At 51.1% G+C, this 14329-nt stretch carries 14 protein-coding genes; 3 read left to right on the top strand and 11 right to left on the bottom strand.

Translation table 11 applies throughout. From position 1 onward, the window contains the following. Positions 1-59: 59 nt before the first annotated feature. Positions 60-299 (bottom strand): hypothetical protein, encoded by a 240-nt coding sequence (locus HV311_RS07040; protein WP_016153926.1) that lies wholly within the window; start codon positions 297-299, stop codon positions 60-62. Continuing rightward, entirely contained in the window at positions 296-1162 is an 867-nt protein-coding gene (pdxK, locus tag HV311_RS07035; protein ID WP_016153927.1) for a pyridoxine/pyridoxal/pyridoxamine kinase, read from the bottom strand. The genes HV311_RS07040 and pdxK overlap by 4 nt, the downstream gene beginning before the upstream one ends. A gap of 82 nt (positions 1163-1244) precedes the next feature. On the opposite strand from pdxK, the gene ptsJ reads away from it, so the two are divergent. Then, on the top strand, positions 1245-2537 hold the full coding sequence (ptsJ, locus tag HV311_RS07030; protein ID WP_191220901.1) for a MocR-like B6 salvage transcription factor PtsJ: 1293 nt from the start codon (positions 1245-1247) through the stop codon (positions 2535-2537). Positions 2538-2550: 13 nt separating this feature from the next. Further along, positions 2551-3267 carry a type 1 glutamine amidotransferase gene (locus HV311_RS07025; RefSeq protein WP_016157091.1) on the top strand — a complete coding sequence of 239 codons (717 nt, stop codon included), beginning with the start codon at positions 2551-2553 and terminating at the stop codon, positions 3265-3267. A gap of 91 nt (positions 3268-3358) precedes the next feature. On the opposite strand, the gene cysM is transcribed toward HV311_RS07025, so the two are convergent. The 7 genes from cysM to HV311_RS06990 form a co-directional block, all read right to left on the bottom strand. Then, the gene (cysM, locus tag HV311_RS07020; protein ID WP_016153930.1) at positions 3359-4270 is read right to left on the bottom strand and encodes a cysteine synthase CysM; all 912 of its coding nucleotides are present in this window, start codon (positions 4268-4270) and stop codon (positions 3359-3361) included. 118 nt (positions 4271-4388) lie between these two features. Further along, positions 4389-5486 carry a sulfate/thiosulfate ABC transporter ATP-binding protein CysA gene (gene cysA / locus HV311_RS07015; RefSeq protein WP_016153931.1) on the bottom strand — a complete coding sequence of 366 codons (1098 nt, stop codon included), beginning with the start codon at positions 5484-5486 and terminating at the stop codon, positions 4389-4391. Next, on the bottom strand, positions 5476-6351 hold the full coding sequence (cysW, locus tag HV311_RS07010; RefSeq protein ID WP_047416379.1) for a sulfate/thiosulfate ABC transporter permease CysW: 876 nt from the start codon (positions 6349-6351) through the stop codon (positions 5476-5478). Before cysW ends, cysA begins: the two co-directional genes overlap by 11 nt. Further along, positions 6351-7184: a sulfate/thiosulfate ABC transporter permease CysT gene (gene cysT / locus HV311_RS07005; RefSeq protein ID WP_003038061.1), complete on the bottom strand. Its 834-nt coding sequence runs from the start codon at positions 7182-7184 to the stop codon at positions 6351-6353. Before cysT ends, cysW begins: the two co-directional genes overlap by 1 nt. Next, positions 7185-8201, bottom strand: coding sequence for a sulfate ABC transporter substrate-binding protein (locus HV311_RS07000; RefSeq protein ID WP_047416381.1), 1017 nt, complete (start codon positions 8199-8201; stop codon positions 7185-7187). Between the two features lie 156 nt (positions 8202-8357). Next, the gene (gene ucpA / locus HV311_RS06995) at positions 8358-9149 is read right to left on the bottom strand and encodes an SDR family oxidoreductase UcpA (RefSeq protein ID WP_016153934.1); all 792 of its coding nucleotides are present in this window, start codon (positions 9147-9149) and stop codon (positions 8358-8360) included. A gap of 174 nt (positions 9150-9323) precedes the next feature. Then, positions 9324-9980: a FadR/GntR family transcriptional regulator gene (locus HV311_RS06990; RefSeq protein WP_191220900.1), complete on the bottom strand. Its 657-nt coding sequence runs from the start codon at positions 9978-9980 to the stop codon at positions 9324-9326. A gap of 144 nt (positions 9981-10124) precedes the next feature. On the opposite strand from HV311_RS06990, the gene HV311_RS06985 reads away from it, so the two are divergent. Next, positions 10125-11441, top strand: a complete 1317-nt coding sequence (locus tag HV311_RS06985) for an anaerobic C4-dicarboxylate transporter family protein (RefSeq protein ID WP_016153936.1) — start codon at positions 10125-10127, stop codon at positions 11439-11441. Between the two features lie 121 nt (positions 11442-11562). Here HV311_RS06985 and HV311_RS06980 read toward each other — a convergent pair whose 3' ends face one another. Together HV311_RS06980 and argH are read right to left on the bottom strand one after the other, a co-directional pair. Then, positions 11563-12879, bottom strand: a complete 1317-nt coding sequence (locus HV311_RS06980; RefSeq protein ID WP_191220899.1) for an anaerobic C4-dicarboxylate transporter family protein — start codon at positions 12877-12879, stop codon at positions 11563-11565. A gap of 62 nt (positions 12880-12941) precedes the next feature. Further along, the gene (gene argH, locus HV311_RS06975; protein WP_047416385.1) at positions 12942-14318 is read right to left on the bottom strand and encodes an argininosuccinate lyase; all 1377 of its coding nucleotides are present in this window, start codon (positions 14316-14318) and stop codon (positions 12942-12944) included. Between the last annotated feature and the right edge of the window lie 11 nt (positions 14319-14329).

Here is a 14329-nt window from a genome sequence, read left to right as displayed (position 1 = left end):
ATGGCGCCTGATGGCGCCATTTTTTTTATCTGGCAGACCTCAAAATCTGCCGGATAACGCTAAATTTGTGAGGTGACTGGTCGGTAACACGCCTCGCGCATCAGGATTTTCATCCCTTCCGGCCCGCTTTCCAGCATCCGTCGCTCCGAATCCGCCACTAACAGTTCACAATTGTAGCCACCCGCGATGCCAAACATGGCCCGCGCCACACAGATATCTTCCAGCGCCGTTGCCCCGCTGGTGTCAAAATGTCCAACCATACGCCCATTCTGGCGAACCACCAGCCGGTAACTCTTCATCGCGCCTCCCCTGCCGGTGGCAGAATTAACTCATCACAACCGCACAGATTGGTCCATTTCATCACTTCCAGTACGCGCTGAGCTGCATCGTGCGTCGCGGTTGTCAGCGCTTTACCCAGCACAATACCGCTCACCAGCTCAGCACAAAACAGATCGCCAGTTCCCTTCAGATCCGTTTTTACCCGTGGATGAGCGAACACCTCAACCGTTTCAGCCGTCACCACCGCAACGTTAATAATATCTTCGCTATCCCCCGGCGCGCTGGTGATCACCACCCATTTCAGCGTTTCGGTAAGCAGCGATTGCGCCGCCGTGATGGCTTCATCAAGCGTACGACACGGCTTTCCGCTCAGCATTTGCAGTTCAAACACGTTCGGCGTCAGTCCCTGAGCCAGCGGCAGCAGGTGCTGACGGTAGGCCTGCGGAATTTCAGCTTTTACATACATACCGCTGTCCGTATCGCCAATCACCGGGTCAACCAAAATGCACACTGTCGGATGCGTAGCCCGCACCGTTTCCAGCCACTGTGCTAACAGAGCGATTTGCTCTGCACTGCCCATATAGCCTGTAGTCACCGCCTTCAGCTCGCGTAAAGCATCACGCTCATTCAAGGCGCGGAGATACCCGCTAAACCAGTCGGCCGGAATAACGCCGCCGTAAAATGTTTCATAATGCGGGGTATTACTGAACAGCACCGTTGGCACTGCCGTCACGCGTAATCCCTGCGCTTTAATGGCCGGAACGGCGATGCTGTTGCCTACGCTGCCATAAACCACCTGTGACTGGACGGCGACGATATCGGTCTGTAACGCCCGATGCTTGTCGCCGAAGAGCACTGACTGAATATCACTCCCCTGCTCCATAAATTTCTCCTCTCGCTGGACAGCGGGCTTACGCCTCACTATTATCGTCATATGCTAAAATTCATTTTGTCATAGGTCAATAATGATCGACGGAAAAACCGCTAACGAAATTTTTGACAGTATTCGTCAACATGTCGCTACAGGCACGTTGGCGGCAGGAGAAACGTTGCCGCCGGTGCGTGAACTGGCAACAGCATTGAACGTTAACCGTAATACTGTCGCGGCGGCTTATAAACGCCTGGTCACCACCGGGCTGGCACAAAGCCAGGGACGTAACGGCACGGTAATCAAGGGGATTTCAGCCCCCGTTGCGCTGGAAGGCGGCAATCCGGATACCGCGCTTATCGATCTTTCCGGCGGTAATCCAGCCCCCGCGCGTCTTCCCGACCTCAGCCGTTATTTCGCGAAAATAAATAAGAATCCTCGTTTGTACGGTGATGCCGCTGTATCACCCGGCCTTAAGGCGTGGGCCGCACAATGGATGCAAGATGCGATGCCAGCCAAGGGAGAAATTGATATCACCAGCGGCGCCATTGATGCCATTGAGCGGCTGCTGTGCGCCCATTTACTGCCTGGCGACAGCGTTGTGGTAGAAGATCCATGCTTTTTGAGCAGCATCAACATGCTGCGTTATGCCGGATTCTCCGCCAGTCCGGTCAACGTTGACAGCGAAGGCATGCAGCCAGACATGCTGGAAATCGCGCTACAGAAAGGCGCGCGGGCGGTGATTCTGACGCCGCGCGCCCATAATCCGACAGGATGCAGTCTGAGCGCATCCCGCGCGGCGCAATTGCAGGAAATCCTGACCCGCTATCCGCAGACGCTGGTGATCGTCGACGACCACTTTGCGCTGCTGTCCGCATGCCGTTGGTATCCGGTGATTGCGAAGGAAACAACGCACTGGGCGATTGTCCGCTCAATGTCGAAAACTTTAGGCCCGGATTTACGCCTGGCCATCGTCGCCAGCGATCCACTCACTTCCGCGAAACTGCGTTTACGGCTCAACGCCGGCAGTCAGTGGGTCAGCCATCTGCTGCAGGATCTGACCTGCGCCTGCCTGAGTGACGAGACTTATCAACACACGCTGGCGCAAACTCAGCAGTTTTACGCCGCCCAGCAGCAAAAGCTGACAGCGGCTCTGCGGCTTCATGGCATTACGCTGCCCGACTGCGACGGTCTTAATCTGTGGCTGCCGCTAGAAGATAACAGCCAGGCGATCGCTTTTGCGCTGGCAAAGTCCGGCTGGCTGGTACGTGAAGGCGAAGTGTTTGGCGTCAATACGCCTGCGCATGGCTTGCGCATTACGCTGTCAACATTAGCAGACAGCGACATTGATAAGCTGGCGACTGATATCCATCAGGCGCTAAAGCGCTAACAGGAGAGAAAAAGTGCGAGTTCATTTTGTTATTCATGAGTCTTTCGAATCTGCTGGCGCGTACCTGCCGTGGGCCGAATCACGCGGCTATACGATCAGTTGGTCGCGCGTTTACGCCGGAGAAACTGTTCCCGCTAATGCCGATGGCTTCGATATGCTGGTGGTATTTGGTGGGCCGCAGTCACCCCGCACCACACTCGCAGAGTGCCCATACTTTGACTCTCAGGCAGAGCAGCATCTGATAAACCAGGCGATTGCGGCACGAAAAATCGTGGTGGGGATCTGTTTGGGGTCGCAGTTAATCGGCGAAGCACTGGGCGCGAAGGTGTGCCAAAGCCCGGAAAAAGAGATTGGTCACTATCCGATCGCCCTGACCGAGGCAGGCCAACAGCATCCGTTGTTCAGCCATTTCGGCTCACCGCTCAACGTGGGTCACTGGCACAATGACATGCCGGGATTAACCGACCAGGCGACAATTCTTGCCACAAGCGAGGGATGTCCGCGACAAATCGTGCAATACGGTAATTTCGTCTATGGTTTTCAGTGCCATATGGAGTTTACCGCCGAAGCGGTCGAAGGATTAATTCAGCACTCTGAGCAAGAACTGGCCGAAGCGAAAGGGAAGCGCTTTATTCGCGCTGTTGAAGAGATGCGCACCTGGGATTACCAGCAGATGAATGAGACGCTGTGGCAATTCCTTGATAAGTTGGTAGAAAAACGTAACGATTGAACAGTGCGGGCCGGAGAAGACGCTTTGCGTCGTCATCCGGCGATCCTGCCGTACGGTTGCCTGCTAGCGCTACGCTTATCAGGCCGACAAATTAAATACCTAATCCCTGGCTGAAATGCTCTTCGCCAAAGACCCCGGTGGAAAGGTAGCGATCGCCGCGATCGCAGATAATCGCCACCACCACAGCCCCCGGTGTCGCGCGCGCCACGCGTAACGCGCCCGCAACCGCGCCGCCAGAACTCACTCCGCAAAAAATCCCTTCGCGAACGGCCAGTTCACGCATGGTGTTTTCCGCATCGTTCTGATGAATATCCAGCACCTCATCCACCAGCGAGGCGTTGAAAATGCCCGGCATATATTCCGCTGGCCAGCGACGAATGCCCGGAATACTACTGCCTTCTTCCGGCTGCAGGCCAACGATGGTGACGGGTTTGTCCTGTTCACGCAGAAAACGCGATACGCCGGTAATGGTGCCAGTCGTCCCCATGCTGGAGACGAAATGGGTAATACGTCCTGACGTCTGCTGCCAGATTTCGGGTCCGGTAGTCGTGTAGTGCGCATACGGGTTATCAGGATTATTAAACTGATCGAGAAGTTTACCTTCTCCGCGCTGCGCCATCTCAAGGGCTAAATCACGCGCCCCTTCCATCCCCTGCTCTTTGGTCACCAGAACCAGTTCAGCCCCGTAAGCACGCATCGCCGCACGTCGCTCCTGGCTCATGTTGTCTGGCATCAGGAGCTTCATGCGGTAGCCTTTCAGCGCGGCAATCATCGCCAGCGCAATACCCGTATTACCGCTGGTGGCCTCAATCAGCACGTCGCCAGGCTGAATTTCCCCGCGCTTTTCCGCTTCAACGATCATCGACAACGCCGCGCGGTCTTTCACCGAACCTGCGGGATTATTGCCTTCCAGCTTGACCCAAATTTCACTGCCGTTATCCGCCGTCAGACGTTGTAATTTCACCAGAGGCGTATTGCCAATTGTTTGTTCTAATGTGTTCACGTTTTCAGCTCAATAAAATGCCGGGTGGCGCTGCGCTTACCCGGCTTACAGGTCATGCACCACCCGTTAAGCCCGGTAAGCGCAGCGCCACCGGATGATAACTATACGAATTAACCTATCAGGCACTTTGCGCCAGGGCAAGTTCCTCTTCACGCGTTTCAATACGCTGGTCGCCATTATACAAACGCGCATTTTGCAGCCCAACAAACAGACGTTCGCCGCGGTTCGGGGAATCATCGCCCTGCATAATCACCGTCAGCGGTTCGTTATACCACCCCAAGGGTTGCACAACTAATTGGGTGTAGTGTCCTTTCGGGCTGGCTTCCAGCACCTGTACCGGCAACGGTGAATCCAGACTGGTACGACGGCTGACGTCCACTTCCCACGGACGCAGGAACAGATCCACCGGACCCTGATAGCCAGGCGTATAGCCCAACGGCCAGCGATGTGCGCCCACGTGGAATTGTCCACCGCGAATCGTCCCTTGCAGGCGGTTAACTTCACCCATAAATTCCAGGACAAAACGGGTAGCCGGTTCGCGCCATACCTGATCGGGCGCATCAGCCTGCTCAATATGACCCTGGCTCATCACCACCACGCGGTCTGCGACTTCCGTCGCTTCTTCCTGATCGTGGGTAACAAACACGCTGGTGAACTTCAGCTCTTCATGCAACTGACGTAGCCAGCGACGCAGTTCTTTACGCACCTGAGCATCGAGCGCGCCAAACGGCTCGTCGAGCAACAAGATCTGCGGCTCTACCGCCAGCGCACGCGCCAACGCCACGCGCTGCTTTTGCCCACCGGAAAGCTGTGCCGGGAAACGGTCCGCCAGATGAGCCAGTTGAACCATCTCCAGCAGTTTGGTCACTTTTGCTTTGATCGTCGCCGCATTCGGGCGCTCACGCCGTGGCAGAACAGTCAGACCAAAAGCGATATTGTCGAAAACGGTCATATGACGAAACAGCGCATAGTGCTGAAACACGAACCCCACCTTACGGTCGCGGGCGTGCAAACGGCTGACATCAGTGCCGTGGAAACGGATATGCCCGCTGGACTGATGCTCCAGCCCGGCGATGATGCGCAGTAGCGTGGTTTTGCCCGATCCGGAAGGCCCCAACAGAGCGACCATCTGACCTGAAGGAATATCCAGCGAGATATCGTTCAGCACCTGGGTGCGACCAAAAGACTTCTTAATATTGGCAATCTCAATGCTCATGATTTTCCTCCTGCTGCGCGCGTTTCTCCTGGTTTTCCAGGCGCCATTGCAACATGCTCTTCAAAAACAGGGTAATAATCGCCATCAGCGTTAATAGCGCCGCGGCGGTAAAGGAGCCGACTGTGTTGTAGTCCTGCTCCAGTAATTCAATCTGTAGCGGCAGAGACAAGGTTTCACCGCGAATCGAGCCAGAAACCACCGATACCGCGCCGAACTCGCCAATCGCACGGGCGTTGGTCAGCACCACGCCGTACAGCAATGCCCAACGGATATTCGGCAGCGTAACGCGACGGAACATTTGCCAGCCGGATGCGCCAAGCAGAACCGCCGCCTCATCTTCATGGCTGCCCTGGCTTAACATCACCGGCACCAGTTCGCGCACCACAAACGGACAGGTCACGAACACCGTCACCAGCACCATTCCCGGCCAGGCAAACATAATTTGCAGGTTGTGTTCATCCAGCCATCCGCCAAGCGGGCCGTTAGAGCCGTAAAACAGCAGATAGACCAGGCCAGCGACCACTGGTGAAACGGCAAATGGAATATCCAGTAATGTGAGCAACAACTGGCGTCCAGGGAAGTTAAAGCGGGTCACCAGCCAGGCCAGTAACACGCCAAACACCAGGTTCACCGGCACCGCAATCAGCGCAATCAGCACCGTCAGCCAGATGGCGTGCAGCATGTCCGGATCAGCCAGGTTGTGTAATACCGGCATCACCCCCTTGCTGAACGCCTGCACGAAGATGTAAACCATCGGCACCAGCAAAATAAAGGCGGATACCAGCATGCCCGTGCCGATCAGAAACCATTTCCCCCAGTTGATGCGGGGTGCGCCATAACGTTTCAATTGGGTAATGTCTGCCATCAGTGACCTACCACGCGTCGACCAAAGCGACTTTGCAGGGTGTTAATTGAAAACAGCAGCAGCAACGAAGCCCCGAGGATCACGGAGGCAATCGCGCTGGCGGCCGGGTAGTCAAACTCCTGCAAACGAACAAAAATCATCAGCGAGGTCACTTCCGTTTTCCATGCGATGTTTCCGGCGATAAAGATAACCGCACCAAACTCACCGAGACTGCGGGTAAACGAGAGCGCAACGCCCGCGACTAGCGCGGGAGACAGCTCCGGCAGTACCACTTTACGAAAGCTCTGCCAGCGCGTAGCGCCGAGCGTTTCCGCCGCTTCTTCATACTCCGGACCTAACTCTTCCAGCACCGGCTGCACGGTACGCACCACGAATGGAATGCTGGTAAAAGCCATCGCCACCGCAATGCCAAGCCAGGTGTAGGTCACTTTAATATCCAGCTTCGCCAACCACTCGCCGTAGAAACCGTTGACCGAAAACAGCGATGCCAGCGTCAGACCTGCTACCGCCGTAGGCAGCGCAAACGGCAGATCCATCAGCGCATCCAGCAGCGTACGGCCCGGAAAGCGATAGCGGGTTAAGATCCACGCCATCAGCAAACCAAACACGCCGTTAAAAATCGACGCCACAAACGCCGACAGCAGCGTCACTTTATAAGCCGCCACCACCTGCGGGTTGGTAATCACATCCCAGTATTGCGCCCAGCTCATTTGCGCCAATTGCATCACCAGCGCGCTAAGCGGCAGCAGCAAAATCAGGCAGACAAACAGTAAGCTGGTGCCCAAACTTAAGGTAAAGCCGGGCAGCACGCGTCGGGAAGAAACAGCAAACATTTACTTACGCCCCGCCGCCAACAGTTTGTCCAACTCACCGCCGCTGACAAAGTGCGTTTTCATTACCTCAGGCCACGAGCCAAACCTGTCTTCCACGCGGAAAAGTTCGGTCTGCGGGAATTTATCCTGCAGTTTGTCCATCACCTGCGGATTATTCACGCGGTAGTAGAAATCGGTAATGATGGTTTGCGCCTGCGGGCTGTACAGCCAGTTCAGGTACGCTTTTGCCGCTTTTTCAGTACCGTTAGCCTGCACATTTTTATCTACCCAGGCCACCGGGAACTCCGCCAGAATGTTGACCTTCGGCACCACCACTTCGAAGCCCTGGTTTTCATACTGTTTACGGATGTTGTTCACTTCTGATTCAAAGGTGATCAGCACATCGCCCAGACCGCGTTCCACGAATGTGGTGGTTGCCCCGCGACCGCCGGTATCAAACACTTCCACGTTTTTCAGAAACTGGGTCATGAACTGTTCAGTTTTGGCTTTATCCCCACCATCCGCTTTATCTGCCGCACCCCACGCAGCCAGATAGGTATAACGCGCGTTACCGGAGGTTTTCGGATTCGGGAAAATCAGTTTCACGTCCGGGCGAACCAGGTCGTTCCATTCGTGGATATTCTTCGGGTTACCCTTACGCACCAAAAACGCCATGGTGGAATAGAATGGCGAACTGTTATTCGGCAGACGGCTTTGCCAGTCGGCCGGGATCAGCTTGCCTTTGTCATGCAGGATCTGTACATCGGTCACCTGGTTATAGGTCACCACATCGGCTTTCAGCCCCTGCAGAATCGCCAGCGCCTGTTTTGATGACCCGGCATGAGATTGTTTAATCGTCAGTTTGTCACCGCCGTTATCCTTCGCCCATTGCTGTTCAAACGGCGGGTTAAGGGCGGCAAACAGCTCGCGAGAGACATCGTATGAACTGTTCAGCAGCTCCGTTGCCTGCGCCTGACCCACCAGCAACAGCATTGCTGCCAGCGTCAGGGTTCTTTTTTTCAGTAAGTTAACGGCCATTGCGCACCCTTATAAATTTAATGACTTTCTTATGGTCATCATATTTATAACCAGTGCTAAAGGAGTAACGGTTTTATATACCGTTTGATGATTTGAAAGTTGAAAAGAGAATAAGGGTACCTCCTCCCCAGCGCACGGGGAGGAGACCGGCATCAATCAGACGCCGACGCTAACGCTTTCAGGCAGGGTGCTGCCACCATCAATCACGTTTTGCGTGCCAGTCAAGTAACTGGACTCATCCGACGCCAGGAATGCCGCCAGTTCACCAACCTCAAGTGGGCAGGCCAAGCGGCGCATCGGGATCGCTTTTGCCATTTCGACTAATACGGATTCAGGATCCTCCGGATTAGACTGACGAGCGATATTTTCCGCCATCGGCGTACGTACGTAGCCCGGGCAAATAGCATTAACGCGAATGCCGGACTGCGCGTATTCCACCGCCAGAGATTTGGTCAAACCGATGATTGCGGCTTTCGACAGCGCGTAGGCCGTTTCGCCCGGATCGGCAACCATATCGCCGGTCACAGAGGACATCATCACGATGCGCCCGTCTTTGCGCGCAATCATCTCCGGCAGAACGGCTTTCGTCACGTTCCAGACACCTTTAATGTTGATATCAATGTGGAAATCGCGATCTTCATCGCTCATATCAAGGAAGTTGCCGAGGCGACATACGCCCGCATTGTTGACCAGAATATCGATTTTGCCTTCAATCTTCTTCGCGCGTTTTACCGCTTCCGTGACCGACGCAAAATCTCTGACGTCAGCGTGTACGGCGGTGCAACGGTGCCCGCGCCCAGCCAACTCATCCGCCAGTTTTTCAATCTCATCGGAGATATCCAGCAGGATTAGGTTCGCGCCATGGCGGGCAAATGTTCTGGCGATCCCTTCGCCAATACCCTGAGATGCGCCCGTAATCAATGCTGTTTTGCCCGTGAGTTTTCCCATTTCAATATTCTCCTTTTGAATATGAAGCATTCGCTTCATTCACGCAGAAGATACAGCAATAACAAATAAGTGCTGAGGAATAGCTCACTAAATCAGGTTAATCTCAGGTAAAAAAAGTCCCCGGCATTGCGGGGACCCAATAGTAAACATGCTCTGACCAGGTTAACAGAAGACTTACAGCCGTTTTTCCAGCAAATGGGTTCTCATCAACTCCGATGCCATCTGCGCATCCCCTTTTTTAATATGAAGCAGTATTTCCCTCTGTTTTGCCGCCGTATCAAGAAAATACTGACGATCGTTCGCAGGTAACGACTCCCTTGTTTTCTCAAAATAAATAATGAGGACATCAGAGAAAACCTGCAGCACCCGGTTGCCACTCGCCTGTAGCAAGAGCAAATGAAAATCTCTATCGTGACGATCGGCCACCTGGGGGTTATCCGCATTCTCTTCAATAAGCCTTAGCTCATTTTCAAGTTTGGAGAGCATCGCCGGGAAAATTCTACGCGTTGCCAGAGGGATAATCGCGCATTCAATCAGGATCCTTGCCTCTGTAAATTCTGTGATATCAAACCCAGACAAATCAAACTGCATTAACAACTGGTGATTTATGTTGTGCTGTTCCAAATTCTTCAAGACGCTGCCACGACGAGGAGATCGTTCCAACATTCCCATCTGTACCAGTGTGCTGAGCGCCTGACGAACTTTATATCTTGATGTATTAAAACGAACGGCAAGCTCAGTTTCAGTTTCAATGCGACCATCAGCATTGCGGTTAGCATCATCAAGCAGATAATTTTTAATACTTTCAAACAGTTCGTTTTTGTTATCCATAAACACTCTCGGATTAAAGTGCTGCAAAACTGATGAGTATAAATAATCTAATAAGTTAGATTGCTTAATATACTGTTATGGTAAGATTATAGCCCCTATTATTCAAATTATACCAAGCCATTTGTTAATAAAAAGGAATTAATTATGGTGTTATTCGTAACTCAGTTTGCGATAGTACTTATATGTATCGGTATAGGTGGGCGTTTTGGTGGGATTGGCCTGGGGGCTGCTGGCGGGTTAGGACTCGCTATCCTGACTTTTGGTTTTGGACTCCCTCCCGACTCACCTCCTTTCACTGTTATTTCTATTATCCTTGCGGTTATCACTTGCATCACAATCCTCCAGGCGGCTGGCGGGCTTGATTTATTCGTTACGATGGCAGAACGGATCCTCAGAAAGTGGCCGGGCGCGATCACTTTCCTCGGCCCCGCAGTCGCTTACCTTTTTACTGCTATCTGCGGAACAGGATATGTTGCCTTTTCGGTTTATCCAGTCATTGCTGAAATTGCAGCAGATGCCAGGGTACGGCCAGAGAGAGCCATGTCGATGTCAGTAATCGCTGCCAATTTTGGGCTTATTGCCAGCCCGGTCAGTGCGGTCGTTACAGGGACAATTGCTGTCCTTGCTGGATTACATGTCTCTGCTTTAGATATCTTGTTAGTCACCGTTCCCGGAACGTTCCTTGGCTGCGTTGTCGGCTGCCTGTTCGTCTTTAAAAGAGGTCATGAGCTTAAAAATGATCCGGAATTCCAACGCAGGGTTGCTGAAGGTGAGTTTGAATCAGTAAAAGCTGAAGAGCGAACAGCCAATATAGTGACAAAAGAGGCGAAGAGAGGATTGCTGATTTTCCTTACCGGTATCATTCTGGTCGTACTTATGGGTTCAATTCCTGAATTACGTCCTGAGTGGAATAACGGTACCGGAATGGAGCGTATGAGTATCCCTACCACGCTGCAAATAGTTATGCTGACAACAGCATGTATTATTATGATGGTATGTCGAATTTCTCCGTCAAAGCTCGATTCAGGTTCTGTCTTTAAAGCAGGTCTTGTGGGTGTTGTCGCCATATTTGGTCTGTCATGGATGATGAACTCCTTTTTTGAGGCATGGCACGAATTATTTAACACGGCTTTCCACGGTTTTCAGAATCCAGTCTTGTTCGGCATTATTGTTTTTGGTCTTTCAGCCGTAATTTATAGCCCCGCAGCGACTGCTGTAGCGCTACTCCCCGCTGGGGTGTTAATGGGATATCCGGCAGAAACCCTGGTCGCCCTGCTCCCGCTGACTTGTGGATCATTCATTATTCCAGGGGGGGCACAGATTGGCTGTGTGGCGTTTGATCGTACCGGGACAACTCGAATTGGCAAGTATGTGGTTAATCACAGCTACATGCTACCTGGTCTTGTCACCGTTGTAGCATCAACTCTTTTTTGCTTCCTTTTTTCCAAAATGCTGATGTAGTGAGAGAGCAATTTAATTGTGGTAAACCTTTTCTTCATGGCATCCCCCCCGAATGAATTCAGAGAGGATGCCTGTTACTCACTTCTGAATAGCGCCACTGCAATTTTCCATAGAATGTACTTTACAGAACAACCTGAGCAATGAGATAAGCAAAAATTACCTGAGAGATAACCATCACAAAGCCCGGACGAATATAGCTATGGTTGACAACAAAGCGTCCAATCTTTGTGGTACCTGTTCGATCAAATGCAACACAGCCGATTTGATTTGCTCCAGGTATAATAAAGTCACCACAGGTACAAGCAAAAATAGCGATAAGAAACGGGGCGGGAATACCTAAAGTAACACCGAGTGGCATGATGGCAGCTACCGTCGCCGCCGGGCTCATAATGACCAGCGAGAACAAGAATACAACCACACCAAATAGCATTGGTGCATCATTGACAATGCCACCAAAAACCTTAATCAGTTCTGGCTGATAGGCATCAAAAAACGTCGCTGTCATCCATGAAACACCGAGTATTGCTACCACTCCCATCAAACCTGCACGGAAGACTGAGCCGCTATTCAAGGTACTACTTGGTACTTTACTGACAATCATAATAAACAAAGCGGCTGTCAACATGACCATCTGAATAACCATTGGGGTTGACAGTCTTTTTCCATCCCAGGAAGGGAGTAACTCAGTAAAAGAACCTAAAATAAGTACCAGTACCACACCAATCGCAAAGATAACGACACCTTTTTTAGCGCCAGCTGAAGCAACAAATTCTTTTTTCTGCTCAGTATGCATGAACTCATATTCGCCAGCAGCAACTCTCCTCTGGAATTCCGGATCATCCTCCAGCTCTTTTCCGCGTTTATAAACTGAAAGGCTGGTAACAATAGCTGCCATAAAGAATGATGGGAGAGCAATCGTCAGTATTTGCCCAAGGCTAATCCCGGCATATTCATGCAGAATAGCCAGCATCCCAGCGGTTGCCGCACTCATCGGACTGGCAGCAACCGCGACACTGGCCGCAATAACCGTTGCGGACAACGCTCGCTCCGGACGGACCTTTGCTTCAGCAGCAACTTCAGCGACAACCGGATACAAAGAGAAAGCAACGTAAGTAGTCCCACAGAATAGCGTAAATATGGAAGTTAATATGGGGGCAACAAAAGTAATTGCCTGTGGTTTTTTACGGAGTAATTTTTCAGCCACGCGCACCAGGTAATCAAGCCCACCAGCGGCCTGTAATACGCTGACAGCGCCAATCACACAAATAATAATTAGCATTGCAGTAATAGATGGTGCGGAGGGTTTTAGTCCAAAACCCAGAACTAATATTGCAACACCAAGTCCTCCACCAGCACCCAGCCCCATTCCGCCATAACGCCCACCTATACCAATACAGGCGAGTACAATAAATAATTGTATAAAAAACAAAGCATCCATTTTTCACCTCAAAGCGTCTCCCGGATATTGCATCCGGGAGATATTAATTACTATGCTCGGGATTAGTTTAAATATGATTTAGCAATTTCGATCTGTTTTTTAACAGCATCAGTCCCTGTGCCACCATAAGACATTCTTGATTTAATACATGCTTCGAGAGATATACTCTCATAAATATCATTTTCGATTTTATCATCAAATGTGTGGAATTCATCCAGGGTAAGCTCTTCCAACATTTTTCTATGTTTTATACAGTAATTAACAGCACTGCCAACAATATGGTGAGCTTCTCTAAAAGGAATGCCTTTACGAACCAGGTAGTCAGCCATATCGGTTGCGTTTGAAAATCCTCTTGCCGCTGCGCTACGAGTATTATCTGAAAGAATAACCATTTTTTCGAGCATCGGCGCCATAATTTTCAGACTGGTCTGTAAGGTATCCATAGAGTCATAGACCTGCTCTTTATCCTCACTCATATCAGTATTATAGGCCAGAGGGATACCTTTCATAATGGTCAACATCGCCATTAGATTTCCGTACATACGCCCCCCTTTACCGCGCATTTTTTCAGCCACGTCGGGGTTTTTCTTCTGTGGCATGATGCTGGAACCGGTACAGAAATCATCTGAAAGCTCAATAAACTTAAAATCCTGACTTGAGAATAAAACCAGTTCTTCTGACAAACGGGTAAGATGCATAAAGCACATAGCAGCGGCAGCAGTGAATTCAACCATATGGTCACGATCGCTGACAGAATCAATACTGTTTTCAGTCGGCTTGTCAAAGCCAAGCTCTTTAGCCGTGAAATCACGATCAATGGGGAAAGTAGTACCGGCAAGGGCTGCTGAACCTAAAGGGCATTCCCCCATGCGTTGATAAAGGTCTGCAAAACGAGTCCAGTCACGGCGTAACATCCAATAATATGCCATTATCCAGTGCGACAGCAGAATAGGTTGACCGGTCTGTAAATGAGTATAGCCAGGCATGATCGCATTAATGTTATTTTCAGCTTTGCTGATAATAACTTTTTGTAGATGAACGATATCCTGCTGAATTTCACGAATAGTCGATCTCATGTGCATTTTCGAATCGACAGTCGTCTGGTCATTACGACTGCGGCCAGTATGTAGCTTCCCGCCAACAGGACCAATTATTTCTGTCATACGTCTTTCTATCGCCATATGAATATCTTCATCAACGGTATCAAAAACGAATTGCCCGTCCTCAATCTCTTTATTAACTTGCCTTAACCCGCCAATAATCGCATTCGCTTCATCCTGCGTGATAATCCCCTGACGGCCCAACATAGTGGCGTGAGCAATACTCCCCTGAATATCAAAAGGGCAGAGACGTTGTTCCAGCATAATTGTCGCATTATAAGATTCGACCAGTTTATTTGTAGGCATATCAAAACGCCCACCCCATAATTTTGTAGACATAAAACCTCCAA

Source organism: Citrobacter sp. RHBSTW-00881 (assembly GCF_013728515.1).
Classification (GTDB): Bacteria; Pseudomonadota; Gammaproteobacteria; order Enterobacterales; family Enterobacteriaceae; genus Citrobacter; species Citrobacter braakii.
Note: the sequence above shows the minus strand (reverse complement) of the source record. Positions and strands in the feature narration are given on the sequence as shown.